We start from the raw sequence: 24,965 nt of genomic DNA, 5'->3' as shown, positions 1-24,965 counted from the left end.
TCCCGCGCGCGTCCCTTCGGACGCGAGATGTGACTTCGGGGCCAGCGTGGAAGGTGGCCAGATTGGGAGACCTATCCGCCCGGCGGCGGGTGTGGGTGCGAGTCGCTGAGCCTCGGTCCATGCTTTTCCGTTGGGCTCCACGCCGCTCCATCGTGAGCGCGGACTCCGAGCGCTCGAGCCCCCGGCTTTCCTGGTGGACCATCCAGCGCCCGTGCTGTTGCGGCGGAGCGGCCGGAGAAGCGCGGCCAATCAGAAGTGCCAAGACCCCACACCCGCCGCCGGGCGGATAGGTCTCCCAATCTGGCCACCTTCCGGGCTCGCGCCGCCGCCACACCTCGCGTCCGAAGGGACGCGCGCGATGGGCCGCCAGCGGCCACCTGCCGTGCACTGATTAGCCAAACGAGGTCAGCGAGAAAAATGCCGGGCCTTGGTCGTGGACCCTGCACGCGCAAGCATCGAAGCGCGCGGCTTCGGGCCTTCCGTTGGGCGCCCAAGCCGGCCCGCACCGGGGACGCCGCGGAATCGAAGGTCACTTCCTCCGACATACAAGGCTTCACGGAGGAGGAAGTGACCTTCGATTCCGCGGTGGCACCGGCGCCAGATCCCGCAGTCGCACCCGCATCAGATCCCGCAGTACCGCCAGGGCCGCAGACCTAGGATAATCGCCGCCTGCCCCTGCCCTTCGTTGCCCGCCCATGCCCGCGCCTGCCCTCGTCACCACCGCCCTGCCCTATGCCAACGGGCACCTGCACCTCGGCCACCTGGTCGGGTACGTCCAGGCCGACATCTGGGTGCGGGCCCGGCGCATGGCTGGCGGCACCACCCACTTCGTGTGCGCCGACGACGCCCACGGCACCCCGATCATGCTGGCGGCCGAGAAAGCCGGCACCAGCCCGGAAGACTTCATCCGCGGCATGCAGGCCAGCCACGAGGCCGATTTCGCCGCGTTCGGCGTGCAGTTCGACCACTACCACTCGACCCACTCGGACGAGAACCGCGAGCTCGCCAGCCTCATCTACACCCGCCTTCGCGACGGCACCCACGGCGCCAGGGCCATCGCCCGGCGCTCGATCCAGCAGCTGTTCGACCCCGAGCGGCAGATGTTCCTGCCCGACCGCTACATCAAGGGCGCGTGCCCCAACTGCGGCGCCGCCGACCAGTACGGCGACAACTGCGAGGTCTGCGGCAAGGCCTACTCGCCGACCGAGCTGAAGAACCCGCGCTCGGTGGTGTCGGGCGCGGTGCCCGAGCTGCGCGACTCCGAGCACTACTTCTTCGAGCTGGGCAAGTTCGAGGCCTTCCTGCGCGAGTGGCTGGCTGGCGACGTGGCGCACGCCTCGGTCAAGGCCAAGCTGGGCGAATGGCTCGAGGGTGGCCTGCGCGACTGGGACATCAGCCGCGACGCGCCCTACTTCGGCTTCCCCATCCCGGATGCGCCGGGCAAGTTCTTCTACGTCTGGCTGGACGCGCCGATCGGCTACCTGGCCAGCTTCAAGGCCTTCTGCGACCGCGGCGGCGCCGACTTCGCGGCCTTCACCGAGGCCGCGCGGAATACCGCCGGCGAAACCGAGATGCACCACTTCCTCGGCAAGGACATCATCAACTTCCACGGCCTGTTCTGGCCGGCCATGCTGCACGGCGCCGGCCTGCGCACGCCCACCGCGCTGCACGTCAACGGCTACCTCACCGTCAACGGCGCCAAGATGAGCAAGTCGCGCGGCACCTTCGTGCAGGCGCGCACCTACCTCGACAGCGGCCTCGAGCCGGAGGCATTGCGCTACTACTTCGCCGCCAAGTCTTCAGGAACTGTGGACGACATTGATCTGAATCTTGCTGATTTCATGGCACGGGTGAACGCAGATCTTGTAGGAAAATTCGTGAATCTGGCGAGCAGATGTGCTGGCTTCATTGAAAAGAGTTTCGGCGGTCGCTTGGCAGATAAGCTGCCTGACCCGACCCAGTACACACACTTCGTAGAGTCATTAGCAACTGTTCGCGAGGCATATAGGCGAAACGACGCTGCCTCAGCGATCAGGCACTTGATGAGCCTGGCCGACGAAGCAAATAAGTACATTGATGACCATAAGCCATGGGTCGTAGCGTCGCGAATTGAGAGTCGCATTCTTGAATCGGCTATCGCTTGCCACTTCAGGAGTACCGACTGGGCAGTCCAAGACCTCACACGCACCGATGGCTGCGATTTTTTGGCAACTAAGAACGGCGTTCGTCTCGCTATCGAAGTGAAGAACAAGAAGGCAGAAGCACGCGACATCTTGAAGCTTGCTGCCATCATTGCGAGCGGCGAATGCGACGAGGCTGCATTGATAGTGAATGGCCACCTGAAGGGGGTTGAGGCACAACACCTTCTAAGCCAGCACCCGAAGATTCTACTGATCGAGAAAGAGCAACTTGATGTGATGCTGAATGACCATATTCAGCACGCCTCTATTGACGCAGGAAACTCAGTTGACGGCTTCGCCTTGCAGGCTCACTGCACGCAAGGCCTGAACCTATTTCGCGTAATCGCCACCGCGTTGGCGCCAATTATTCCCAAAACTGCTGCTCGAGCCGCTGAGTTTCTATCAGCGCCGGGCAGTTCGTGGTCGGACCTGGACGCTCCGCTGTTGACTCACACTATCAATACTTACAAGCCACTCTTCACCCGCATCGACCCGAAGCAAATCGAAGCCATGACCGACGCCAGCAAGGAAGACCTCAAGCCCGCCGGTGCCGAGGCGGCTGCGGCAAAGCCCGTGGGAGGGAATTCATCCCCGACGGCCTCGCCAAAAAGCGTCGGGACTGAAGTCCCTCCCACAGGGAGTCCGGCCAAGCCCGCAGCGAGCGCTGCCACCACCATCGGCATCGAGGACTTCGCGAAGCTCGACTTGCGCATCGGCAAGGTGCTCGAATGCGGCTTCGTCGACGGCTCCGACAAGCTGCTGCGCTTCCTGCTTGACGCGGGCGAGCTCGGCCAGCGCCAGATCTTCTCGGGCATCCGCGGCAGCTACGCCGAGCCGGACAAGCTGGTCGGACGCAGCGTCGTCTTCATCGCCAACCTGGCGCCGCGCAAGATGCGCTTCGGGCTGAGCGAGGGCATGATCCTTTCCGCCGGCTTCGACGGCGGCGCGCTGGCCCTGCTCGACGCCGACGCCGGCGCCCTGCCCGGCATGCCGGTCCGGTAACGCTGCCGTGGAAGACATCGCCCTGCTGCTGGTCGGCGCGGTCTTCGTCAACAACTTCGTGCTGGTGAAGTTCCTGGGCCTGTGCCCGTTCATGGGCGTGTCGCGCCGCATGGACGCGGCCTACGGCATGGCCCTGGCCACCGGCTTCGTGCTCACGCTCTCGGCCGCGCTGGCCTGGGTCGTGCACCACTGGATCCTGCTGCCGCTGGGCCTGGAGTACCTGCGCACGCTGGGCTTCATCCTGGTGATCGCGGCGGTGGTGCAGTTCACCGAGATCGTAATGAACCGCCAAAGCCCGCGGCTCTACCGCGTGCTGGGCATCTACCTGCCGCTGATCACCACCAACTGCGCCGTGCTCGGCGTGGCGCTGCTGAACGTGCAGGCGCGGCACAGCCTGATCGAGTCGGTGCTGTACGGCTTCGGCGCCGCCGTGGGCTTCGGCCTGGTGCTGGTGCTGTTCTCGGCCATGCGCGAGCGGCTCGAGGCCGCGGACGTGCCGGCCGCGTGGCGCGGCGCGCCGATCGCGCTGGCCACGGCCGGGCTGATGTCGCTGGCCTTCATGGGTTTCGCCGGCCTGGTGCCGGCCTGAGATGACGGCGACCTGGCTGCTGGTGGTCGCGCTGGCCGCCCTGCTGGGCGCGTTGCTGGGCTGGGCCGCGGTGCGCTTCCGGGTGCAGGCCGACCCCATGGTGGAACGCATCGACCGGCTGCTGCCGCAGACCCAGTGCGGCCAATGCGGCTTCCCCGGCTGCAAGCCCTATGCGCAGGCGATCGCCGCCGGCGAGGCCGACATCAACCAGTGCCCGCCGGGTGGCGAGGCCGGCGTGCGCGCGCTGGCCGAACTGCTGGGCCGCGAGCCCAAGCCGCTCAACCCCGACAACGGCGTCGCGAAGCCCGCGGTCGTGGCCGTGGTCATCGAGGCCGACTGCATCGGCTGCACCAAATGCATCCAGGCCTGCCCGGTGGACGCCATCGTGGGCGCACCCAAGCGCATGCACACCGTGATCGCCGACCTGTGCACCGGCTGCGAGCTGTGCCTGCCGCCCTGCCCGGTCGATTGCATCGAACTGGTGCCGCCCGCACCGCGGCCAGGCGCCTTGCGCTGGCCACGGCCCGCCTGAGCGGGATCGGTCAGAGCCGCTCGACCGTGTAGCCCGCGTCGCGCAGCAGGTGCACCAGGCCGTCTTCGCCCAGCAGGTGCATCGCGCCGACCACCACCAGGGTGTCGTCGCTGTCCTGCTGGTCGAGCATGGCGCGCACCTTCGGCAGCCAGGCGCGGTTGCGGGCCACGTTCAGGCGCTCGTACAGGTCGGGGTACTCGGCCTTCATCTCGGCGCCGGTCAGCGCGTACAGCGCCTCGCCGTCGCCGGCGCGCCAGAGCGCGTGCATCTTGTTGATCTCCTGCTCCATCGCGGCGACGTCGCCCAGCGCGTCCTGCAGCTGCTGCAGCTGCTCGCCCGGGCTCATGCCGTCGAACATGGCGAACTGCTGGTCGGCCGTTTCCAGCGCACCGACTTCCTTGCCGGCGGCCTGCGCGCGCTCGGCGAAATGCTTGTCCAGGCCCAGCGAGGAATCCAGGCCCGCGATCTGCATCTCGGTGATGCCGATCACCAGGCCCATGAACCAGGTATCGAAGCCCTGGAAGTTCTGCAGCGCGATGCCGCGCTTGCCGGCGTACTCCACCAGCTGCGCCCAGGTCTCGCCCGGCAGCGCGGCCTGCAGGGTCTTGCCGTCGGCGCGCTGGGCAACCACCGCCATCTTCTGGCCCAGGGCCGGGTCGTTCATCTCGGCGGGCGAGAGCTCGAACACCACCTTCTCGGCGTCGTCCAGCGCGGCGTAGGTATCCGGCGACAGCGGGTAGTCACCGGCCTTGAGCAGGTGGAAGGAGCCGAGCAGGTAGATCGAATTGTCGGCGTCGCTGACCTTCCAGAGCAGCGGCTTGGGCGGTTCGGCGAAGGCGCTGCCGGCGACGGTGGCCAGCAGCAGGGTGGCGAGGAAGCGGATCGACATGGGTCGGGGGTCTCTTGGCGGGGGGAATCATTCGGGGAACGGCAGCGGCTTCTTCTCGCCCGCCTCGACCCGCAGGTCGAGCCGGTTTTCCGGCAGCGGCATCGGGCAGGTCGAGTAAGGCGTGAACGCGCAGGGCGGATTGTAGGCCTTGTTGAAGTCGAGCACGGTGGTGCCGTCGGCACCGGCCGGGTCGGCGTAGACCATGCGCGACGCCGAGTAAGTCTCGTGGCCGCTGGTGCGGTCGGCGAAAGTGAAGAACAGCCGGCCGTCGCCCTCGTCCACCGCCTCCATGCGGAAGGTCTTGCCATCGGCCTCGAAGCTCAGCGTGCCCGGGTTCGGCATCGGCTCGACCATGCCCAGCATGTTGATGATCTCGACGGTCTTGCCGGGCGGGTGCGCTTCGAATCGCGCGACGAAGCGCATGCCCGGGTTGATGTCGAAGTACTCGATGCCGGGGAAGCGCGTGCGGGTCGGCGCGAAGGCGTTGCGCACGCGCAGCGCGTGCCGGTCGGCGCGCTTGATCAGCACGAAGCTGGCGTCGCCCTTGTTGAACGACACCACCGTGGGCGCGCCGTCGGCGTCCGACGCCAGCGGCACCAGCGCTTCCGGCGCCGGGGCGACGCCGTCCACCATCACTTCGGTCTCCACGCCCGGATGCAGCTTGAGCGTCGCGCTGCCGTCGCGGGCCAGGGTCAGCATGCCCAACTGCGCGGGGCCGACCGCGAGCCGGGTGCCGTTGTCCTGGGCCGAGCCGACGTAGGTCGAACCCGGCGTCAGCCAGTGCAGGCCCACCAGCGACAGCCAGCCGTCGGGCCGTTTGAGCGCCGCCAGCCGCTGGTCGCGCCAGGCCAGGATCTCGCCTTCATACGCCAGCCTGGCCGCGCGCTCGGCGCGCTCCGCGTTCTGCGACTGCGCGGCCTCGTCGGCGCCGCCGCAGCCGGCCACCACGGCCAGGGCCGCCATCCACAGCAGGTGTCGAAACGTCATCAGCGCCCCCTCAGGAACAAACGGTCGAGTTCGGACTTGCTCAGCTGCACCCAGGTCGGGCGGCCGTGGTTGCACTGTCCGCTGCGCTCTGTGGATTCCATGTCACGCAGCAGCGCATTCATTTCCGGGATCGTCAGGCGCCGGTTGGCGCGCACCGAGGTGTGGCAGGCCAGGGTGGAGAGCAGCTCGTTGCGCGCTTCCTCCAGCTTGCGGCTGCTGCCGTGCTCGCGCAGGTCCGACAGCACGTCCAGCACCAGGGCCTTGGGGTCGAGGTCGGCCAGCAGGGTCGGCACGCTGCGCACGCTCAGGGCCTGCGGGCCGGCGCGGCGGATCTCGAAGCCATACCCGGCCAGGGTGTCGGCGTGCTGTTCGGCGATGTCGGCCTCGCGCTCGGACACCGCCAGCGGCAGCGGCACCAGCAGCGGCTGCGCGCGGATGCCCTCGCCGTCGCGCGCGGCCTTGAGCCGCTCGTAGGTGATGCGCTCGTGCGCGGCGTGCATGTCCACCAGCACCAGGCCCTGTTCGTTCTCGGCCAGCACGAACACGCCGTGCAGCTGGGCCAGCGCATAGCCTAGCGGCGGCGCCTCGGCCTCATTGGCGGCGGGCATCGGCGAGGCCGCGCCGACGGCGCCGCTGCCGCCGCCGTACAGCGCCGCGTAGCCCGCCAGCGTGTCGCGCACCGGCAGCCCCAGCCCACCCTGCGCCGGCGCCGTCCAGCCGCCGCCGGAGCCCGCGGCGGGCATCGCCAGCGCCTCGCCGCCGGTCGCGGCGAGACCCGCGCGCGTCGAGGCCAGCGCCTCGTGCAGCGTGCGGTAGATGAACTCGTGCACCAGCCGCTGCTCGCGGAAGCGCACCTCGTGCTTGGCCGGGTGCACGTTCACGTCGACCTGGCGCGGGTCGCACTCCAGGAACAGCACGAAGGCCGGGTAGCGGCCGTGGAAGAGCACGTCGGCATAGGCCTGGCGCACCGCGTGCGCCACGGTGCGGTCGCGCACCGCGCGGCCGTTGACGTAGAAATACTGCTGGTCGGCGCTGGAGCGCGCCGCGGTCGGCAGCCCCACCCAGCCCCACAGGCGCAGCCCGGCGCCGGCGTGTTCCACCTGCAGGCACTGCGAAGTGAACTCCTCGCCCAGCGCCTCGGCCACGCGCCGCACGTGGTCGCCGGCATCGCGCGCGGGCTTGTAGTGCCGCGTGAGCCGGCCGTTGTGGCTGATGCGCAGCTCCACCCGCGGCCGCGCCAGCGCCAGCGAGCGCAGCCATTCCTCGATGTGGCCCAGCTCCGTGCGCTCCGCGCGCAGGAACTTGCGCCGCGCCGGCACGTTGAAGAACAGGTCGCGCACTTCCACCGTGGTGCCCGCGGGATGCGGGTGCGGCTGCGGCGGCGCGAACTTGCCGCCGTCCACTTCCAGCCGCAGGCCGTGCTCCTGCGCCGCCGTGCGCGAGCTGATCGCGAAGCGGCTGACCGAGGCGATCGAAGGCAGCGCCTCGCCGCGGAAGCCGAGCGTGGCCACTTCCTCGAGGTCGTCGAGCGAGCTGATCTTGCTGGTGGCGTGGCGCGAGATCGCCAGCGGCAGTTCGCCGGCCGGGATGCCGCCGCCGTCGTCGCGGATGCGGATCAGGCGGATGCCGCCCTCCTCGAGATCGATGTCGACGCGGGTGGCGCCGGCGTCGAGCGCGTTCTCCACCAGCTCCTTGACCACGGAGGCCGGGCGTTCGACCACCTCGCCGGCGGCGATCTGGTTGACGAGGGTGTCGGGGAGCTGCTGGATCGGCACGGCGGGCCTCGGCGGAACGAGGCCCGATGATACCAGCGGCGGGCGGCTTACTCGGGCGCGGAGGCCAGGGTCGGCGAGACCGGGATGGTCAGGCGCTCGCCGATGCGGACGGTGTCGCCGCTGAGCTTGTTGGCGGCGCGGATGCTGCTCATCGGCACGCCGTGGCGGGCCGCGATCAGGCTCAGGGTTTCGCCGCGGCTGACCACGTGCTGGCGGCTGCCGCCGAACTGGCCCTGGCGGGCCGCGTACCAGGTGCCCGGGGGCGCCTGGTCGGAGAAATAGGCGCGCAGGCCGCCGTGGATGGCCTCGACCATGCGCTTGCGGTAGCCCGGGTCACTGAGCTTGGCCTCTTCGCCCGGGTTCGAGATGAAGCCGGTCTCGACCAGCATCGAGGGCACGTCGGGCGAACGCAGCACCACGAAGTTGGCGCGCTCGATCTGCGGCTTGTGGGTCTTGCCGAACTGCTTGAGCGAGGCCAGCACCTGGGTGGCGACGTCGTCGGAGACGCGCATCGTGGCGTTCTGGGAGAGGTCGAGCAGCACCGCGGCGAGGTTCTTGTCGCGCGCGTCGAGCTCGACGCCGCCGACCAGGTCGGCCGCGTTCTCCTGGTCGGCCAGCCAGCGCGCAGCTTCCGACGAGGCGCCGCGCAGCGACAGCACGTAAACCGACGCGCCGCTGGCCGCCTTGTTGTGCGCCGCGTCGGCGTGGATGGAGATGAAGAGGTCGGCCTGCGCCTCGCGCGCGATCATGTAGCGCTGCTCGAGCGGGATGAAGACGTCGCGGTCGCGCACGAGGAAGGCGCGCATGCCGGGATCGGCGTCGATCTTCGCGGCGAGTTCGCGCGCGATGGCGAGCGTGATGTCTTTCTCGTACTTCCTGGTCGGGCCGATCGCGCCCGGATCCTTGCCGCCGTGGCCGGCGTCGATCGCGATCACCAGCTTGCGGTCGCCGGTGCCGATCACGTCCTGGAGCGTGCGCGCGGGCGCGGGCTTGCCGGCGACGGTGTCGCCTTCGTCGCGCAGGTCCAGCACGAGGCGCGAACCGCTGCCGATGTGTTCGATGCGGCTGCGCGGCTTCACCGCGCGCGCCAGGTCGAGCACCACGCGCAGGTCGCCTTCCGCCGGCTTGCCGGTGCGCACGCCGGCGACCACGCCGTTCGGCGCGGGCGCGCGGTAGGCCGCGCCCAGCGACGTGCCCGAGAGGTCGAGCACCAGCCGGTCGGGATTCGAGAGCGTGAAAACCTTGTAGTCCACCGCGCCGGTGAGGTCGATCACCGCGTGCGTGCCGGCGTCGTCCTGCACCACTTTCATGGCGTCGAGCCGGGCCGCCTGCGCGTCGAACGCGGACAGGCCCAGGAGGGCCGGGAGCAGCAGGGCGAAGGCGGGAAGGCGGCGCATGGGCGGGATTCAAGCACCGTCCGCAGCGAAAAGCAAGAAAATCCTTTTTAAATCCGGGGCCTGCCGAACCTTCCTAGGATTCGGGTCAGAAGAGGCCCGGAGAGGCCGTCAGGACGGGACCCTGGCCAGCCAGGCCTCGCCTTCCGGGCTGCCCGGCACCAGCCGGACCCGCCGGCCGGCACCCTCGACCGACAGCCGGAGGTGCAGGTCCGCGGGCGGCAGGCCGCCCTGCCCCCGGTCGGGCCACTCCACCAGCCACAGGCCCGCCTCCGTGGACAGTTCGTCCAGGCCGAGGAAATCCAGCTCGGACGCAGCCGCCAGCCGGTAAAGATCGAGGTGCGCGGCCTCGCCGCCCGGCACCGGGTAGCGTTCGACCAGGGTGTAGGTCGGGCTGCGGATGGCGCCCGCCACGCCCAGCGCGCGCAGCAGGGCGCGGGCCAGCGTGGACTTGCCGGCGCCCAGGTCGCCCTCGAGGTAGACCACCGCCCGCGGCGGGCGGGTGCGCGCCAGCGCGGCGCCCAGCGCCTCCGTGGCGTCGGCATCGGGCAGGAAGACGTCGCGGCTCATCCGGGGTTCGCCATCCGGCGCAGGTGCGGGAACAGGTCGGACGGCAGCAGGCCGCGCTCGCCGCCGACCCGGGCCGCGGCGTCGCCGGCCGCCGAGTGCAGCAGTGCGCCCGCGACCGCGGCCTGGAACAGCGGCAGGCCCTGCGCCACCAGCGCGCCGATCACGCCCGAAAGGACATCGCCCATGCCGCCGGTCGCCATGCCGGGATTGCCCGCGCCGATCACGGCCGGGATTTCGCTGGGCGCCGCGACGATCGTGCCGGCGCCCTTGAGCACCACCGTGCACTGGAACTTCTGCGCCAGCGCCTCCGCGGCGGCGAAGCGGTCCGCCTGCACCGCGCCCTTGTCGCAGGCCAGCAGGCGCGCGGCTTCGCCCGGGTGCGGCGTGAGGATGGCCTGCGGCACCGCCACCGGATGGTTGGCCAGCAGGTTCAACGCGTCGGCATCGAGCACCAGCGGCTTGCCCGAACCCAGCGCCTCCGCGAACAGCGCCCGGCCCCAGTCGCCCTGCCCGAGGCCCGGCCCCACGGCCAGCACGGTGGCGCGCTCGACCAGGGGCCGCAGCGCCGCCGCGTCCTCCACCGCATGCGTCATCGCCTCCGGGCGCGCCGCCACCAGGGCCGCCACGCCGGAACGCCGCGTCGCCACGCTGGCCAGCCCGACGCCGGTGCGCAGCGCCCCTTCGGCACACAGCCGCACCGCGCCGCCCATGCCCTCCTCGCCGCCCACGCACAGCACGTGGCCGTGTTCGCCCTTGTGGGCGTTGGCGTGGCGCGGCGCCAGCCAGCGCGCCAAGCCCTCGGGACGGCACAGCCACGCGGCCGGGGTGAAATCGTCGAAGGCGCCGATCTTCAGGTCGAGCCGGTCGAGCAGCACCTCGCCGTCGAAGTCGCGCGCCATGCCCGTGTACAGCCCGCGCTTGGCGGCGATGAAGCACAGCGTGGCGCTGGCGTGCACGGCGATGCCGGCGGCGTGGCCGGTGTCGGCGTCCAGGCCCGAGGGCACGTCCAGCGACAGCACCGGCACGCGCGCGGCGTTGATGCGTTCGATCATCGACTGCGCGGCTTCCGAGGGCGGGCGCGTCAGCCCGATGCCGTACAGCGCATCCACCCAGGCCTCGCAGTCCGGCAGCATGCCGTCGAAGGGGGCGACCGTGCCGCCGGCCGCGCGCCAGTCCGCCAGCGCCTGGCGGGCCTGGGCCGTGCGCGGCGTGGCGCCGGGCGGCGTCACCACGCTGACCTTCAGCCCGGCCGCGCGCGCCAGCCGCGCCACCACGTAGCCATCGCCGCCGTTGTTGCCCGGGCCGCAGGCGACGCCCAGGTGGCGCACGCCCGGCCAGCGCTGCTGCAGCACGCGCCAGGCGGCCGCGCCGGCGCGCGCCATCAGCTCGTACGGCGGGACGCCGAACGCGCCGGAGGCCAGCTCGTCCATGGCCCGCACCTGCGATGTCCGGTAAAGCGGCAGCTGTTCGCTCATGCGGGGATTCTATACTTGCCGCGATGCCCGACCTTGCCGCCCTCGCCGAACGGATCAAGACCTGGAGCCGGGAGCTGGGCTTCCAGCAGCTGGGCGTGGCCGGCATCGAACTGGGCGAGGACGCGGCGCACCTGCGGCGCTGGCTCGACGAAGGCCTGCACGGCCGGATGGAGTACATGGCCCGCCACGGCGACCTGCGCGCCCGGCCGGAAGAACTCGTGCCCGGCACGCTGCGGGTGCTGTCGGTGCGCATGGACTACGGCACCGGCGACGACGCCGCGGCCTGGGACACCCTGGCCGAGGGCGAGCGCGCCTACGTGGCCCGCTACGCGCTGGGCCGCGATTACCACAAGGTGATGCGCAACAAGCTGCAGAAGCTGGCCGACCGCATCGCCGGCGAAATCGGCCCGTTCGGCTACCGCGCCTTCGTCGATTCTGCGCCGGTGCTCGAGCGGGCGCTGGCGCGCGACGCCGGCCTGGGCTGGATCGGCAAGCACACCTGCCTGATCAACCGCGACGCCGGCAGCTGGTTCTTCCTCGGCGAGATCCTCACCGACCTGCCGCTGCCGGTGGATGCACCGGCCAGTGCGCACTGCGGCACCTGCACGCGCTGCATCACGGTCTGCCCGACCGGCGCGATCGTCGCGCCCTACCGCGTGGATGCGCGCCGCTGCATCAGCTACCTCACGATCGAGCTGAAGGAAGCGATCCCCGAGGAGCTGCGGCCGCTGATGGGCAACCGCATCTTCGGCTGCGACGACTGCCAGCTGGCCTGCCCCTGGAACAAGTTCGCGGTGAAGCACGCGCAGCCGGATTTCCAGCCGCGCCACGGACTGGACGCCGCAGGGCTGGCGGAACTCTTTGCCTGGGACGAAGCCACCTTCCTGCAGCGCACCGAAGGCTCGGCGATCCGGCGCACCGGCCATGCCGGCTGGCTGCGCAACATCGCGGTGGCGCTGGGCAACGCCCCGACCACGCCGGGCGTGCTGGCGGCGCTGGCTTCGCGCCGCGAGGACCCCGACCCGATGGTGCGCGAACACGTGGCCTGGGCGCTGTCGCGGCACCCGAAGGCCTGAGCGCTCAGCGGCGCGCGCGGATCTCGGCCAGCAGCGCGCGGGTGACCGGATCGCCGGCCGGCACCGCCGCGTCCGACAGCGCCGGCAGCAGCTCGCCGGCGATGCGCTTGCCCAGTTCGACGCCCCACTGGTCGAAGGCGTTGATGCCCCAGAGCACCGACTGCACGTAGACGCTGTGCTCGTACAGCGCGAGCAGCGCGCCCAGCGAATGCGGGGTGAGCTCGTCGAGCAGCATCAGGGTCGACGGCCGGCCGCCGGGATAGCCCTTGTGCGCGTCATCCGACGGCCAGCCGGTGCCCAGCGCCTCGGCCTGCGCCAGCAGGTTCGCCAGCAGCACGTCGTGGTGGTGGCCGTGCGCGTGCGCCGGGCGCACCACGCCGAGGAAGTCCGCGGGCACCGTTTCCGTGCCCTGATGCAAGGCCTGGAAGAAGCTGTGCTGCGCGTTGGTGCCGGCGCCGCCCCAGAGCACGGGCACGGTGTCGGCCAGCACCGGGCTGCCGTCGTGCCGCACCGACTTGCCCAGGCTTTCCATCACCAGCTGCTGCAGGAAGGCCGGCAGCAGCGTCAGGCGCTGGTCGTAAGGCAGCACCGCGGCACTGGAGAGGCCGAGGCCATTGCGGTTCCAGATGCCCACCAGCGCGTGCCAGGCCGCCAGGTTGCGCTCGGTGGGCGCGGTCAGCACGTGCTCGTCGACGAGCGCCGCGCCCGCCAGCAGCTGGGCGAAGCGCTCGCGGCCAATGGCCAGCTGCACCGAGAAACCGACCGCCGACCACAGCGAATAGCGGCCGCCGACCCAATCCCACATCGGCAGCACCCGCGCCGCGGGGATGCCGAAGGCTTCGGCGCGTTCGATGTTGGCGCTGACCGCGAACAGGCGCTCGGCACCGCCCATCCAGTCGCGCAGCAGGGTGCCGTTGAGCAGGGTTTCCTGCGTACCGAAGCTCTTCGAGACCAGGATGCCGGCGGTGCGCGCCGGATCCAGCCCGCGCAGCAGGTGCTGGGCATCGCTGCCGTCGACGTTGGTGAGGAAGTGGACGCGGAAGCGCCCGGCGTGGAAGTCGCGCAGCGCGTCCACCGCCAGCCGCGGCCCGAGGTCGGAGCCGCCGATGCCGACGCTGACGATGTCGGTGACGTCGCTGGCCTCGAGCGTGTCGTGCAGCGCGTCCATGCGCGCCTGCGCCGCCAGCGCCACCGCCCTCGCCTCGCGCGCGGCGGTGGATTGGCCCAGGTCGCCGCGCAGGGCGGTGTGCAGCGCCGCGCGACCTTCGGAGGTGTTGACGTGCTCGCCGTCGAACAGCGCCTTCAGCGCGGCGGGCAGGTTCGCTGCCTCCGCCATGGCAAACAGCGCATCGCGGGCCTGCGCATCCAGTCGCTGGCGGGCGAAGCTGGCGTAGAGCGGTCCGACGCGCAGCGCGAATTCACTCGCACGCGCGGCGTCGACCGGCAAGGGACCCCGGCCGACGCGCTCGGCGTGGGCCCCCAGCGTCTGCCAGTGCGAGCGGTCCAGCATCCGACCCTTACTCACCGTCGAACTCGAGGTTGTCGATCAGGCGCGTGCGGCCGAGGCGCGCGGCGACCAGCGCCACCAGGCCCTTCTCGTCCGGCGACTTGGCGCGGGTGAGGTCGCCGCGGCGCACTTCGGCGTAATCCACGGTGAAGCCGGCGGCCTCGAGCCGCGCCACCGCCTCGTCCTCGATGCCGGCCACGGGCAGTCCCTGGCGGGCGGCGTCGCGCATGAAGCGCAGCGTCTGGTAGATCCGCGTGGCGGTCTGGCGCTCGTCGCCCTGCAGGTACTGGTTGCGCGAACTCATGGCCAGGCCATCGGCCTCGCGCAGCGTCGGCGCCGGGATGATCTCCACCGGGAAGCTCATCTCGCGGGTCATGTAGCGGATCACCTGCAGCTGCTGGTAATCCTTGCGCCCGAACACGGCCAGGTCCGGCTGCACCATGTTGAACAGCCGCGCCACCACCTGCGCCACGCCATTGAAGTGGCCCGGGCGGTGCGCGCCACACAGGATGTCGGTGATGCCGGGCACGTGCATCTGCACGCAGCCCATGGTGCCGAACGGATACATCTGTTCCACCGGCGGCAGGAACAGCGCGTCGCAGCCGGTTTCGGCCAGGCCCTTGATGTCGCTGTCGGGCGTGCGCGGATAGCGCGCGTAGTCCTCGTTCGGACCGAACTGGGTCGGGTTGACGAAGATGCTGGCGACGACGCGGTCGGCATGCCGGCGCGCCAGGGCCACCAGCGCGTGGTGGCCGGCGTGCAGGTTGCCCATGGTCGGGACGAATCCGATGCTGGCGCCTTCGCGGCGCCACTGGCGGACCTGGGCGCGCAGGGCGGCCAGCGTGGAGTGGGTCTGCATCCGTTTCAGTATCCGTGTTCGGGGGAGGGGAAGCTGCCGTCGCGCACGGCGGCGGCGTAGGCCTGGAAGGCGCCCAGCACGGAGCCGCCCTCGGCCAGGAAATCCTTGACGAAGCGCGGCCGGCGGTGGCCGCTGTTCATGCCCAGCAGGTCGTGCAGCACCAGGATCTGGCCGTCGCAGGACGGGCCGGCGCCGATGCCGATGGTGGGGATGGCGACCGCGGCGGTGATCTCGGCCGCCAGCGACGAGGGCACGCACTCGAGCACCAGCAGGTCGGCGCCGGCCTCGGCGACGGCGCGGGCGTCGGCCAGCAGCTTCTTCGCGGCCGCGGCCTCCTTGCCCTGCACCTTGTAGCCGCCCAGGCGCAGCACCGACTGCGGCGTCAGGCCCAGGTGCGCGCACACGGGGATCTCGCGTTCGGCCAGGAAGCGGATGACCTCGAGCTTCGGGCCCGCGCCTTCGAGCTTCACCATCTGCGCGCCGGCCTGCAGGCAGCGCGTGGACGCGTCGAGCGCGCGCTCCGGCGTGGCGTCGGACTGGAACGGCAGGTCGGCGACCAGGAAGGCACCGGACAGGCCGCGCGCCACGCAGGCGACGTGGTAGGCGATGTCATCCACGGTGACCGGCAGCGTGCTGTCGCGGCCCTGGCAGACCATGCCGAGCGAATCGCCGACCAGCACCAGGTCGATCCCGGCGGCGTCGACGCTGCGGGCGAAGCTGGCGTCGTAGGCCGTGATCGACACGATCCGCCGGCCCTCGGCCTTCATCTTGCGCAGCGCGGGCACCGTCAGGCGGGCGCGCGCCGGGGCGTTGGGGTCGTTCGCGTACATGGCGTTGGCCCGGGGGGAGGGACCCCTAAGGTATCGCTTCGATGCCCGAAACATCCACCGCGGCGAGCAGCGAGGCGACATCGCCGCGGCCCGGGATGACCAGGGCGGGCGCGATCTCGGCCAGGGGCACCAGCACGAAGGCGCGCTCGTGAAGATGCGGGTGCGGCAGCGTGAGGCCGGGCTCGTCGATGACTTCGTCGCCATACGCCAGCAGGTCGAGGTCGATCGCGCGCGGGCCCCAGCGGTCGGCCTCGCTGCGCACGCGGCCGAAGCGCTCCTCGATCGCCAGCAGGGATTCAAGCAGCACCTTCGCCGGCATGCGCGTGCGCAGCTCGACCACGGCGTTGAGGAACGCGGGCTGGTCGGTCTTGCCCCAGGCCGGCGTGCGGTAGAAGGCGGACTGGCGCTGGATGGTGGTCTGGGGCAGCGCGTCCACCGCCCAGAGCGCCTCGACCAGCGTGGTCTCGACATCGCCCTGGTTGCCGCCCAGGCCGACGAAGGCGCGGACCGGATCGTCCGGCCTCACTCGCCGCCGCCCTCGCCCCCGCCCGGCTTGCGCCGGCGCCGGCGGCGCTTCTTCGGGCCGGGCGCGGCGCCCTCGCCTTCGGGGCTCAGGTCATCGGGATCGCGCTCGCGGCGCGGCGCCTTCGGGTCCAGGCGTTCGGCCAGCTGCTCGGGCGCCTGGGCCTGGGCCTCGCGCCAGAAGGCGACGTCGGCGGCCAGCTCCGGCGCGGCACCGGCGCGCAGCTCGAGGAAATCGAAAGCGGCGCGGAAGCGCGGGTGCGACAGCAGCCGGAACACGCGCTTGCGCACGCGCTGGGCGAAGCGCGGCTGCAGCAGCCAGATCTCTTGCATCGGCTGCGAGAACCGGCGCGGCAGCGCGATCCGCTGGGCCTGGTGCAGGGTGACGCGGTCGGCGGCGCGCTGCTGCGCGACCAGCGGGTCGATGCCGGCCTTCTGCATCACCGCCAGCTCGCGGCAATACGCCGGCCACAGCAGGGCGGCGAACAGGAAGGCCGGCGTGACCGGCTTGTCCTGGGCGACGCGTTCGTCGGTGCTGCGCAGCGCCTGCAGCACCATGGCGCGCAGGGCGCCGCTGCGGTTGGTCTCGAGCGCGACCGCGGTCTCGGGGAACAGCGCCGGCAGCAGGCCGTGGTTCTCGAGCAGCATGAAGCTGGACTCGGCGTGGCCGGCCAGGAACATCTTCAGGCACTCGTCGAACAGGCGGGCCGGCGGCGCGGCGGACAGCAGCGGTGCCAGCTCCGGGATCGGCGCGGCGGCGTCGGGGGCAATGGCGAAGCCCAGCTTGGCGGCCAGGCGCGCGGCGCGCAGCATGCGCACCGGATCCTCGCGGTAGCGCTCGACCGGGTCGCCGATCAGGCGCAGCACGCGGTCCTGGCAGTCCTGGTAGCCGCCGCAGTAATCGCGCACCGAGAAATCCTCGATGGCGTAGTACAGCGCGTTCGCGGTGAAGTCGCGGCGGACCGCGTCGTCCTCGATGGTGCCGTAGACGTTGTCGCGCAGCAGGCGGCCGCCGTCCTCGGTCTCGCGATCGCCGCTGCCGTCGTCGGTGTTGGCGCGGAAGGTGGCGACCTCGATGATCTCGCGGCCGAACACCACGTGCGCCAGCCGGAACCGCCGGCCGATCAGGCGGCAGTTGCGGAACAGCGAACGCACCTGCTCCGGGGTGGCGTCGGTGGCGACGTCGAAGTCCTTCGGGTGGCCGCCGACCAGCAGGTCGCGGACCGCGCCGCCGACCAGGTAGCCCTGGAAGCCGCCTTCGCGCAGCTTGTAGAGCACGCGCAGCGCGTTGGGACTGATGTCCTTGCGGGAGATGCCGTGCTCGGCGCGCGGCACGATCAGGGGCGTGAGGGGAGTGGCGATGCGCTTGTCCATTCGGGTCGGGGCGGCGCGGGGTCCTTGCGCGGCGTCTTCGGGCCCGGGCGGGAAGCGGCTTCCCGGCACCGGTAAAGCCCGGTATACTAGCGCCCGCTGCACCGCTTCGCCATCCGCGCTCCCTTCGTCTAGTGGCCTAGGACACGGCCCTCTCAAGGCTGGAACAGGGGTTCGAGTCCCCTAGGGAGCGCCACTCTTCAGAAGGCCCGGCCATGCCGGGCCTTCGCTTTTTGCGGCCCCCGCCGCCCGCCGCGCTGGGCGGCGCCGGCCGCTGCCGCTAGAATCAGCGGCGTTCGCACCCTCCACGAGTCCCGGCCATGCCCTTTGTCGTCATCGAGAACTGCATCAAGTGCAAGTACACCGACTGCGTCGAGGTGTGCCCGGTCGACTGCTTCCACGAAGGCCCGAACTTCCTGGTCATCGACCCCGAGGAGTGCATCGACTGCACCCTGTGCGAGCCCGAGTGCCCGGCCAAGGCGATCTACCCGGAAGACGACGTGCCCGCCGGCCAGGAGGGCTTCATCGCCCTCAACGCCGAGCTGTCCAAGCAGTGGCCGGTGATCACCACCCGCCAGGACCCCCTGCCCGACGCGGCCGAGTGGGACGGCAAGCCCGGCAAGCTCCCCCTCCTCGAACGCTGACGCAAACGTAGGAGGGCCTTCAGGCCCGAAGCTCCTCTGCGGAAAGCTTCGGGCCTGAAGGCCCTCCTACGGTCTTGGGGCGCTGTCCGGGCTTATTCGGCGAGCTTGTCGCGCAGGAGGGCCAGCAGTTCGGCCGGAGCACCCGTGGTGACCGGCTGGCCGTCGGCGCCCAGGGCCACGACGCGGGAGCCGGCGGTGGTCGGCTCGGCGCGCAGCAGGACGGTCACGCCGCGGTAGGTGGCCTCGTGGCTGTTGAGCAGCTTGGCGCTGTCGCCCACGCGCACGCCGGCGATGCCCGGCAGCGCCGCGCCCACGCGGCGCCAGGCCTCGTCGGCCGAATCGGACAGCGGCAGCTCGGCGATCCCGGCCACGCCCGAGGCCGGCGCCGGCCCCTCGCCGACGCTGGCGCCGCCGCCGAGGTTGCTGGGCGGCAGGTCGCTGCTGACCAGCGGGCCATTGTTCGCATCGGGGACCATGATCGCCGCACCCGTGGACGGCGTGTCGAGGCCGGCCGGCACGACCAGCGGCTTGCCTTCCGTGCTCTTCTGGTACTCGACGTCCATCCCCAGCTTGCTGCGGGTCCAGGCGCAGCCGGCCTGGGAAACCAGGGCCACGGCCAGGGCGCCGCACAGCAGCGGGCGAAGGGAAAGCTTGGACACGGTCATGCGGGATCTCCTGGAAGGCGCTGCGGGCGGGCCGCGGCAGGCGCCAATGGTAAGCGGTTCAGGCCAGTTCCTGCTCGACCTGGCGGCACAGCGCGGCCATCTGGTCGGCGAGGGCCGCGTGCGGCGCGGACAGGGGCAGCAGCGGCAGGCGCAGGCCATGGCCGATGCCCTGGCGGGCCAGCAGGGCCTTGACCGGGATCGGGTTGGATTCGATACCGGTGAAGTCGTAGACCGGCTGCAGGCGCGCATCCAGCGCGCGCGCCGCGTCCGCCTCGCCGGCCGCGGCCAGCGCGCAGAGCCGGGCGAAGGCGCGCGGCAGCACGTTCGACGCGACCGAGATGACGCCGTCGGCGCCGCCGAGCATGGCGCGCACGAAGGTGGGATCGTCGCCGCTGAGCAGGGCGAAATCCTCGCCGGCCAGCGGGTAGAGCGCATTCCAGCGCGCCTCGTCGCCGCGCGCTTCCTTCAGGCCGATGATGCCGGGGTGACGGCACAGCTGCGCGACGGTTTCCGGCAGCAGGTCGCAGCCGGTGCGGCCCGGCACGTTGTAGAGCACCACGGGCAGGCCGCCCTGGGCGGCGACCGCCTGGTAATGGGCCACGAGCCCGGCCTGGGTCGGGCGCACGTACGGCGGGGTGACCACCAGCGCCGCGTCGGCGCCGCCGTCGCGCGCCAGGCGGGTCTGGGCGATGGTCTTGGCCGTGTTGGACTGGCCGGTGCCGGCCAGCACCTTCATCCGGCCGCCGACGCGCGCCACCGCGGTGCGCAGCAGGGTCATGAATTCGTCGTCGGTGAGCGCGGCGGCCTCGCCGGTGGAGCCGGCGACGACGATGCCGTGGCTGCCGCCGGCGAGCTGGGCGTCAAGCAGGCGGGCCCAGGCGTCGAGGTCGAGGTCGCCGGCCGCGGTGAACGGGGTGGCCAGGGCGGTGATGCTGCCGGAAAGGTGCAATGGAAAGGCCTTGCAAGGGTATGGCCCGATGTTACTTGCGGCCTCAAAGCGGCGGCAAGTATGCTGGCCGGGACACTTACGCGCGGGTTCATCCGCGCCGCCACGGAACACCGCATTGACCGACCCCGCCGCACGCCCCGCTGCCAACGAGAACCACCTGCTGATCAGCGCCTACACCACGCATCCGCAGTCCCCGCTGTTGGCGGTCACCCGGCGCATTTCCGACAGCGGCTGCAACATGGTCGATGCCAGGCTGTCCACCGTGGGCCGCGACGTCTCGGTCACCGCGCTGGCCGTGGGCTCCTGGGACGCCGTCGCCAAGCTCGAGGCCATGCTCACCCGCCTCGAGCGCGAGGAAGGCTACAAGCTGGTCTGGTACCGCACCGGCCCCAAGGCCCTGCAGTCGAACCTGCTGCCCTACATCGTGGAAGTGGTCGCCGCCGACAAGCCCGGCATCCTGTTCCAGCTGGCCGATTTCTTCGACCGCCAGGGCATCACCATCGAAAGCCTGCACAGTTCGCGCTACCGGGCGATGCAGACCGGCGCCGACATGTTCTCGGCCCAGGTCACCATCGGCATCCCCTCGAACATGCACATCGCCGCACTGCGCGACGATTTCCTCGAGTTCTGCGACCACCTCAACCTCGACGCCATCATGGACCCGATGAAGTTCTGAGGACGGAAATGATCGATACCGGCGACCGCATCAGCGACCTCCCGATCACCCTGGGCAAGGGCGGCAGCGCCAACCTCGCCGACTACCGCGGCCAGTGGCTGGTGCTGTACTTCTACCCGAAGGACAACACGCCGGGCTGCACCACCGAGGGCATCGACTTCAACGCCCTGTACCCGAAGTTCCGCAAGCTCAAGGCCGAGGTCCTGGGCCTGTCGCGCGACTCGGTGAAGTCGCACCAGAACTTCTGCGCCAAGCACGGCTTCGCCTTCGACCTGATCTCCGACGCCGACGAGGCCGTGTGCCGCGCCTTCGGTGTCATCAAGGAGAAGAACATGTATGGCAAGAAGGTGCTGGGCATCGAGCGCAGCACGTTCCTGGTCGATCCCGAGGGCCGCGTCGCCGAAAGCTGGCGCGGCGTGAAGGTCCCCGGCCATGCCGAGGCCGTGCTGGAAGCCCTGAAGAAGGCCGCCAAAGCCAAGTGAGCCACCCCCGAGCAAACCCGCCCCGCCGTCTCGCCCCGCGAGCATGGCGGTGTGTTGCTGTGTCCCTTCCCAACATGAGAATCCCATGACGAGAAGCAAGCGTATCTACGTGCTGGACACCAACGTGCTGATGCACGACCCGACCGCGCTGTTCAAGTTCGAGGAGCACGACGTCTTCATCCCGATGATGGTCCTGGAGGAGCTCGACAACGGCAAGAAGGGCCACAGCGAGGCCAGCCGCAACGCCCGGCAGGTCAGCCGCTTCCTCAACGAGATCATCGAGGCGCACGGCAACGGCAACACCATCGACGAGGGCGTGCGCCTGGTGCAGCCCAAGGGCCTGCAGCTGCGCGCCAACGAGAGCGTGGGCCGGCTGCTGTTCCAGCTCAAGCCGGTGGAGGTAGGCAAGCGCTTCGGCACCGTGCTGCCCGACAACCAGATCCTCGGCTCGATCCTGCAGCTGATCGAGGACCACCCGGGCGTGCCCGTGGTGCTGGTGTCCAAGGACATCAACCTGCGCATCAAGGCCTCGATCTGCGGCGTCAAGGCCGAGGACTACGAGAACGACCGCGCGATCGACGACTTCAACCTGCTCTTCACCGGCGCCACCGAGCTCTCCGCCGACTTCTGGGACCAGCACGAAGGCAGCCTGCGCAGCTGGACCGAGAAGGGCCGCACCTTCTACGAAGTGCGCCGCCGCGACGACGACGGCTGGTACCCGAACCAGTTCCTGTACATGCCCGGCGCCGAGGAAGTGGAGATGAAGGTCGCGCGCCTGGACGACGAGCGCGCGGTGCTGCAGATCGTCGACGACTTCCGCGCGCCGCAGCACCAGGTCTGGGGCATCAACGCCCGCAACCGCGAGCAGAACTTCGCCTTCAACGCGCTGATGGACCCGGAGATCGACTTCGTCACCCTGCTCGGCACCGCCGGCACGGGCAAGACGCTGCTGGCGCTGGCCGCGGGCCTGACCCAGACGATGGACATCCAGCGCTACCGCGAGATCATCATGACCCGCGCGACGGTCAGCGTGGGCGAGGACATCGGCTTCCTGCCCGGCACCGAGGAAGAGAAGATGACGCCGTGGATGGGCGCGCTCACCGACAACCTCGAGGTGCTCACCCACACCGAGGACCACGGCAGCTGGGGCCGCGGCGCCACCAACGAGCTGCTGGCCAGCCGCATCAAGATCCGCTCGATGAACTTCATGCGCGGCCGCACCTTCCTCAACCGCTGGGTGATCGTGGACGAGGCGCAGAACCTCACGCCCAAGCAGATGAAGACCCTGATCACGCGCGCCGGCCCGGGCACGAAGATCATCTGCATGGGCAACGTCGAACAGATCGACACGCCCTACCTCACCGAGACCACCTCGGGCCTGACCTACGCCGTCGACCGGTTCAAGAACTGGGCGCACAGCGCACACATCACGCTGCGTCGCGGCGAGCGCTCGCGCCTGGCCGATTACGCCTCGGAAGTGCTGTAAGGCCATGGCCGAAAGGCTGGCGACCTGGGTCTGGGTCGGGGCCTCCGCCCTGGCCCTGGTCGCCGGCATGGTGAACGTGGTGGGTTACCTGGGCTTCGAACACCAGGCCATCACCCACCTCACCGGCACCACCACCCTGCTGGGGGCCGCGCTGGCGGGCGGCGACCTTCGCGCCGCCTGGCAGCTGGCGGCGATGCTGCTGGCCTTCGTCGGCGGCGCGATGCTCAGCGGCCTGCTGGTGCAGGACAGCGTGCTGCGCCTGGGCCGCCGCTACGGCGTGGCGCTGGCCATCGAAGCCGTGCTGCTGGCGGCGGCGGTGCCGCTGTTCACCCGCGGCAGCTTCGCCGGCCCGGTGCTGGCGGCGGTGGCGATCGGCCTGCAGAACGCGATGGCCACGACCTACAGCGGCGCCATCATCCGCACCTCGCACGTCAGCGGCATGTTCACCGACCTCGGCATCACCCTGGGCCACGCCCTGCGCGGCCTTCCCGTCGCCCGCCGCCGCCTGTGGCTGTGCCTGGTCATCATCACCAGCTTCCTCGCCGGCGGCCTCCTCGGCGCCCTGGCCTTCGCATCCTTCGAATACCGCGCCCTCTTCATTCCCGCCGTGGTGACTGGCGTGACCGGACTGTCATACGCTGTGTGGAAGCACAGGAATTTGAACGCGGATTTACGCGGATGAACGCGGATAAGAGCGGATAGAGCATTTTGGATTTTTGAGGCGGGGTGTCGCCACCCCCCCCCTGGCCGCCGAAACATCCCGCTTTTTTAATTGGATTCATCCGCTTTTATCCGCGTTCATCCGCGCAAATCCGCGTTCAAAACACAATACCCCCACGAAGAACCCAGATGCCCCAACTACGCCCGATCTCCGTACTGACGATAGCCGGCTCCGACAGCGGCGGCGGGGCCGGCATCCAGGCCGACCTCAAGACCTTCGCCGCGCACGGCCTGCACGGCCTGAGCGCGATCGCCGCGCTGACCGCGCAGAACACGCGCGCCGTCACCGCCGTGCACGTGCCGCCGCCGGACTTCCTGCGCGCGCAGATCGACGCCTGCTTCGCCGACTTCCACATCGGCGGGGTCAAGCTCGGCATGCTGGCCAGCACCGAGGTCATCCACTGCGTAGCCGATGCACTGGAAGCCCACCGGCCCGCCCACGTCGTGCTCGACCCGGTGATGGTGGCCACCTCGGGCGCCAAGCTGCTGGCCGACGACGCCCTGGACGCGCTGCGCACCCGCCTGCTGCCGCTGGCCAGCGTGGTCACGCCGAACATCCCCGAGGCCGAGCTGCTGCTGGGGCGGCGCATCCAGACCGACGACGAGGCCGAACGGGCGCTGGCGCAGATGCTGGCCGAAGGCGCGCGCGCCGTGCTGCTCAAGGGCGGGCACCTGCCCGGCGAAGGCGAGATGACCGACCGTTTCGGCCACGACCAGGCCCGCGCGGTGTTCACCAACCCCCGCCTGCCGGTCGAGGGCCACGGCACCGGCTGCACCCTGGCCTCGGCCATCGCCGCCAACCTCTGCCTGGGCCTGGACCTGCGCGAAGCCTGCGCCGACGCCACCGACTACGTGCACGGCGCCCTGCGCCACGCCTATCGCCCGGGGCACACCCCGGTGGCGGTGCTGCAGCACTTCTGGCGGCTGCGCGGCGACATCGCGCCCTGAGTGGCCACCCCGGTAGCGCCGTTCGCGCCGCTCGGCTAGCATCCCGGGCAGTCCTTCACGCCCGGAGCCCGGCATGCGCAGCGGCAATCCCGCCCTGAACCAGAACACCTTCCTCGACGTCGCCAGCGGCCAGCTGGTGAGCGGGGGCGCCGCCAGCGACACCATGTCGCTCAACGGCACCGTCAACAAGACCGGCTTCATGCTGCTCCTGCTGGTGGCCACCGCCACCCTCGCCTGGAGTTTCTACAGCCCCGAGAACCCGGGCGCCGTCATGCCCTTCCTGCTGGTCGGCGGCATCGGCGGCTTCATCGTCGCGCTGGTCACCGTGTTCAAGAAGACCTGGGCGCCGGTCACCGCGCCGCTGTATGCCGCGCTCGAGGGCCTGTTCGTCGGCGGCGTCTCGGCCATGTTCGAGGCCAGCTTCCCCGGCATCGTGATGCAGGCCGTGATGCTGACCATGGGCGTGCTGGCCTCCCTGCTGATGGCCTACAAGACCGGCCTGATCAAGGCCACCGAGAACTTCAAGCTCGGCGTGGTCGCGGCCACCGGCGGCATCTTCGTGCTCTATCTCGTGAACTTCGGCATGCGCCTGTTCGGCTTCGAGGGCATGGGTTTCATCCATGAGTCGAGCTGGATGGGCATCGCCTTCAGCGGCTTCGTGGTCGTGATCGCCGCGCTGAACCTGGTGCTGGATTTCGACTTCATCGAGTCCGGCGTCGAGGCCGGCGCGCCGAAGTACATGGAGTGGTACGGCGCCTTCGGCCTGACCGTCACCCTGGTCTGGCTCTACCTCGAGATCCTGCGCCTGCTGGCCAAGCTGCAGTCGCGCGACTGAGT

At 70.5% G+C, this 24,965-nt stretch carries 24 protein-coding genes and 1 tRNA gene; 12 read left to right on the top strand and 13 right to left on the bottom strand.

Annotated features, from left to right (window positions below; translation table 11 throughout):
- Positions 1-695 precede the first annotated feature (695 nt).
- From metG to rsxB, 3 genes are read left to right on the top strand one after another with little or no spacing between them, the layout of a single operon-like run.
- Positions 696-3,182, top strand: a complete 2,487-nt coding sequence (gene metG / locus N787_RS15300) for a methionine--tRNA ligase (protein ID WP_245593944.1) — start codon at positions 696-698, stop codon at positions 3,180-3,182.
- A 7-nt stretch (positions 3,183-3,189) separates the two neighbouring features.
- Positions 3,190-3,771, top strand: a complete 582-nt coding sequence (gene rsxA / locus N787_RS02895; RefSeq protein WP_034210650.1) for an electron transport complex subunit RsxA — start codon at positions 3,190-3,192, stop codon at positions 3,769-3,771.
- Position 3,772: 1 nt separating this feature from the next.
- The gene (gene rsxB, locus N787_RS02890) at positions 3,773-4,303 is read left to right on the top strand and encodes an electron transport complex subunit RsxB (RefSeq protein ID WP_034210649.1); all 531 of its coding nucleotides are present in this window, start codon (positions 3,773-3,775) and stop codon (positions 4,301-4,303) included.
- Positions 4,304-4,313: 10 nt separating this feature from the next.
- Here the strand turns inward: rsxB and N787_RS02885 are convergent, their stop codons facing one another.
- The 6 genes from N787_RS02885 to N787_RS02860 all read right to left on the bottom strand — a co-directional run bounded on the left by N787_RS02885 (position 4,314) and on the right by N787_RS02860 (position 11,393).
- Positions 4,314-5,192 carry a TraB/GumN family protein gene (locus N787_RS02885; protein WP_034210647.1) on the bottom strand — a complete coding sequence of 293 codons (879 nt, stop codon included), beginning with the start codon at positions 5,190-5,192 and terminating at the stop codon, positions 4,314-4,316.
- A gap of 27 nt (positions 5,193-5,219) precedes the next feature.
- The gene (locus N787_RS02880; protein WP_034210646.1) at positions 5,220-6,179 is read right to left on the bottom strand and encodes a DUF1684 domain-containing protein; all 960 of its coding nucleotides are present in this window, start codon (positions 6,177-6,179) and stop codon (positions 5,220-5,222) included.
- On the bottom strand, positions 6,179-7,954 hold the full coding sequence (gene mutL, locus N787_RS02875; protein WP_034210644.1) for a DNA mismatch repair endonuclease MutL: 1,776 nt from the start codon (positions 7,952-7,954) through the stop codon (positions 6,179-6,181). Before mutL ends, N787_RS02880 begins: the two co-directional genes overlap by 1 nt.
- A 47-nt stretch (positions 7,955-8,001) precedes the next feature.
- Complete coding sequence (locus N787_RS02870) at positions 8,002-9,351, bottom strand: N-acetylmuramoyl-L-alanine amidase (protein ID WP_052575069.1); 1,350 nt, start codon at positions 9,349-9,351, stop codon at positions 8,002-8,004.
- Positions 9,352-9,459: 108 nt separating this feature from the next.
- Positions 9,460-9,918, bottom strand: coding sequence for a tRNA (adenosine(37)-N6)-threonylcarbamoyltransferase complex ATPase subunit type 1 TsaE (gene tsaE / locus N787_RS02865; RefSeq protein ID WP_034210643.1), 459 nt, complete (start codon positions 9,916-9,918; stop codon positions 9,460-9,462).
- Complete coding sequence (locus tag N787_RS02860; RefSeq protein WP_034210642.1) at positions 9,915-11,393, bottom strand: bifunctional ADP-dependent NAD(P)H-hydrate dehydratase/NAD(P)H-hydrate epimerase; 1,479 nt, start codon at positions 11,391-11,393, stop codon at positions 9,915-9,917. Before N787_RS02860 ends, tsaE begins: the two co-directional genes overlap by 4 nt.
- Between N787_RS02860 and queG the strand changes: the two genes are divergently transcribed.
- Positions 11,363-12,469, top strand: a complete 1,107-nt coding sequence (gene queG, locus N787_RS02855) for a tRNA epoxyqueuosine(34) reductase QueG (protein ID WP_052575068.1) — start codon at positions 11,363-11,365, stop codon at positions 12,467-12,469. The genes N787_RS02860 and queG overlap by 31 nt on opposite strands.
- Before the next feature lie 4 nt (positions 12,470-12,473).
- Here the strand turns inward: queG and pgi are convergent, their stop codons facing one another.
- From pgi to pcnB, 5 genes are read right to left on the bottom strand one after another with little or no spacing between them, the layout of a single operon-like run.
- Positions 12,474-13,979, bottom strand: coding sequence for a glucose-6-phosphate isomerase (gene pgi, locus N787_RS02850; protein ID WP_034210639.1), 1,506 nt, complete (start codon positions 13,977-13,979; stop codon positions 12,474-12,476).
- Positions 13,980-13,986: 7 nt separating this feature from the next.
- Entirely contained in the window at positions 13,987-14,835 is an 849-nt protein-coding gene (gene panC / locus N787_RS02845; protein WP_034210638.1) for a pantoate--beta-alanine ligase, read from the bottom strand.
- Between the two features lie 5 nt (positions 14,836-14,840).
- Positions 14,841-15,665 (bottom strand): 3-methyl-2-oxobutanoate hydroxymethyltransferase, encoded by an 825-nt coding sequence (panB, locus tag N787_RS02840; RefSeq protein WP_034210637.1) that lies wholly within the window; start codon positions 15,663-15,665, stop codon positions 14,841-14,843.
- A gap of 25 nt (positions 15,666-15,690) precedes the next feature.
- Entirely contained in the window at positions 15,691-16,191 is a 501-nt protein-coding gene (gene folK, locus N787_RS02835) for a 2-amino-4-hydroxy-6-hydroxymethyldihydropteridine diphosphokinase (RefSeq protein WP_034210636.1), read from the bottom strand.
- The gene (pcnB, locus tag N787_RS02830) at positions 16,188-17,561 is read right to left on the bottom strand and encodes a polynucleotide adenylyltransferase PcnB (protein ID WP_052575067.1); all 1,374 of its coding nucleotides are present in this window, start codon (positions 17,559-17,561) and stop codon (positions 16,188-16,190) included. The genes folK and pcnB overlap by 4 nt, the downstream gene beginning before the upstream one ends.
- A gap of 117 nt (positions 17,562-17,678) precedes the next feature.
- Here pcnB and N787_RS02825 point away from each other — a divergent pair.
- Both N787_RS02825 and fdxA read left to right on the top strand, forming a co-directional pair.
- Positions 17,679-17,754 (top strand) — tRNA-Glu (locus N787_RS02825).
- Between the two features lie 124 nt (positions 17,755-17,878).
- Positions 17,879-18,202 (top strand): ferredoxin FdxA, encoded by a 324-nt coding sequence (fdxA, locus tag N787_RS02820; protein WP_034210635.1) that lies wholly within the window; start codon positions 17,879-17,881, stop codon positions 18,200-18,202.
- A gap of 92 nt (positions 18,203-18,294) precedes the next feature.
- On the opposite strand, the gene N787_RS02815 is transcribed toward fdxA, so the two are convergent.
- Positions 18,295-18,867 (bottom strand): hypothetical protein, encoded by a 573-nt coding sequence (locus N787_RS02815; protein ID WP_034210633.1) that lies wholly within the window; start codon positions 18,865-18,867, stop codon positions 18,295-18,297.
- 58 nt (positions 18,868-18,925) lie between these two features.
- Positions 18,926-19,816 carry a 4-hydroxy-tetrahydrodipicolinate synthase gene (dapA, locus tag N787_RS02810; RefSeq protein ID WP_034210631.1) on the bottom strand — a complete coding sequence of 297 codons (891 nt, stop codon included), beginning with the start codon at positions 19,814-19,816 and terminating at the stop codon, positions 18,926-18,928.
- A gap of 115 nt (positions 19,817-19,931) precedes the next feature.
- On the opposite strand from dapA, the gene N787_RS02805 reads away from it, so the two are divergent.
- The 6 genes from N787_RS02805 to N787_RS02780 all read left to right on the top strand — a co-directional run bounded on the left by N787_RS02805 (position 19,932) and on the right by N787_RS02780 (position 24,963).
- Positions 19,932-20,492, top strand: coding sequence for a glycine cleavage system transcriptional repressor (locus tag N787_RS02805; protein ID WP_034210629.1), 561 nt, complete (start codon positions 19,932-19,934; stop codon positions 20,490-20,492).
- An 8-nt stretch (positions 20,493-20,500) separates the two neighbouring features.
- Positions 20,501-20,974, top strand: coding sequence for a peroxiredoxin (locus tag N787_RS02800; protein WP_034210628.1), 474 nt, complete (start codon positions 20,501-20,503; stop codon positions 20,972-20,974).
- An 85-nt stretch (positions 20,975-21,059) separates the two neighbouring features.
- Positions 21,060-22,460: a PhoH family protein gene (locus N787_RS02795; RefSeq protein ID WP_034210626.1), complete on the top strand. Its 1,401-nt coding sequence runs from the start codon at positions 21,060-21,062 to the stop codon at positions 22,458-22,460.
- A gap of 4 nt (positions 22,461-22,464) precedes the next feature.
- Entirely contained in the window at positions 22,465-23,142 is a 678-nt protein-coding gene (locus N787_RS02790; protein WP_034210624.1) for a YoaK family protein, read from the top strand.
- A 167-nt stretch (positions 23,143-23,309) separates the two neighbouring features.
- Complete coding sequence (gene thiD / locus N787_RS02785) at positions 23,310-24,128, top strand: bifunctional hydroxymethylpyrimidine kinase/phosphomethylpyrimidine kinase (protein WP_034210622.1); 819 nt, start codon at positions 23,310-23,312, stop codon at positions 24,126-24,128.
- A 73-nt stretch (positions 24,129-24,201) separates the two neighbouring features.
- On the top strand, positions 24,202-24,963 hold the full coding sequence (locus tag N787_RS02780; RefSeq protein ID WP_034210620.1) for a Bax inhibitor-1/YccA family protein: 762 nt from the start codon (positions 24,202-24,204) through the stop codon (positions 24,961-24,963).
- Positions 24,964-24,965: the final 2 nt, after the last annotated feature.

The sequence above is a fragment of the Arenimonas metalli CF5-1 genome, assembly GCF_000747155.1.
In the GTDB taxonomy this organism is placed as follows: Bacteria; Pseudomonadota; Gammaproteobacteria; order Xanthomonadales; family Xanthomonadaceae; genus Arenimonas; species Arenimonas metalli.
This window is presented reverse-complemented; position numbering and strand designations above follow the sequence as displayed.

Coding starts and splice junctions, on each gene's coding strand:
- metG (WP_245593944.1), top strand. CDS start 696: ATGCCCGCGCCTGCCCTCGTCACCACCGCCCTGCCCTATGCCAACGGG.
- rsxB (WP_034210649.1), top strand. CDS start 3,773: ATGACGGCGACCTGGCTGCTGGTGGTCGCGCTGGCCGCCCTGCTGGGC.
- N787_RS02885 (WP_034210647.1), bottom strand. CDS start 5,192: ATGTCGATCCGCTTCCTCGCCACCCTGCTGCTGGCCACCGTCGCCGGC.
- N787_RS02880 (WP_034210646.1), bottom strand. CDS start 6,179: ATGACGTTTCGACACCTGCTGTGGATGGCGGCCCTGGCCGTGGTGGCC.
- N787_RS02870 (WP_052575069.1), bottom strand. CDS start 9,351: ATGCGCCGCCTTCCCGCCTTCGCCCTGCTGCTCCCGGCCCTCCTGGGC.
- tsaE (WP_034210643.1), bottom strand. CDS start 9,918: ATGAGCCGCGACGTCTTCCTGCCCGATGCCGACGCCACGGAGGCGCTG.
- queG (WP_052575068.1), top strand. CDS start 11,363: ATGTCCGGTAAAGCGGCAGCTGTTCGCTCATGCGGGGATTCTATACTT.
- N787_RS02860 (WP_034210642.1), bottom strand. CDS start 11,393: ATGAGCGAACAGCTGCCGCTTTACCGGACATCGCAGGTGCGGGCCATG.
- pgi (WP_034210639.1), bottom strand. CDS start 13,979: ATGCTGGACCGCTCGCACTGGCAGACGCTGGGGGCCCACGCCGAGCGC.
- panC (WP_034210638.1), bottom strand. CDS start 14,835: ATGCAGACCCACTCCACGCTGGCCGCCCTGCGCGCCCAGGTCCGCCAG.
- panB (WP_034210637.1), bottom strand. CDS start 15,665: ATGTACGCGAACGACCCCAACGCCCCGGCGCGCGCCCGCCTGACGGTG.
- pcnB (WP_052575067.1), bottom strand. CDS start 17,561: ATGGACAAGCGCATCGCCACTCCCCTCACGCCCCTGATCGTGCCGCGC.
- fdxA (WP_034210635.1), top strand. CDS start 17,879: ATGCCCTTTGTCGTCATCGAGAACTGCATCAAGTGCAAGTACACCGAC.
- N787_RS02815 (WP_034210633.1), bottom strand. CDS start 18,867: ATGACCGTGTCCAAGCTTTCCCTTCGCCCGCTGCTGTGCGGCGCCCTG.
- N787_RS02800 (WP_034210628.1), top strand. CDS start 20,501: ATGATCGATACCGGCGACCGCATCAGCGACCTCCCGATCACCCTGGGC.
- N787_RS02795 (WP_034210626.1), top strand. CDS start 21,060: ATGACGAGAAGCAAGCGTATCTACGTGCTGGACACCAACGTGCTGATG.
- N787_RS02790 (WP_034210624.1), top strand. CDS start 22,465: ATGGCCGAAAGGCTGGCGACCTGGGTCTGGGTCGGGGCCTCCGCCCTG.
- thiD (WP_034210622.1), top strand. CDS start 23,310: ATGCCCCAACTACGCCCGATCTCCGTACTGACGATAGCCGGCTCCGAC.
- N787_RS02780 (WP_034210620.1), top strand. CDS start 24,202: ATGCGCAGCGGCAATCCCGCCCTGAACCAGAACACCTTCCTCGACGTC.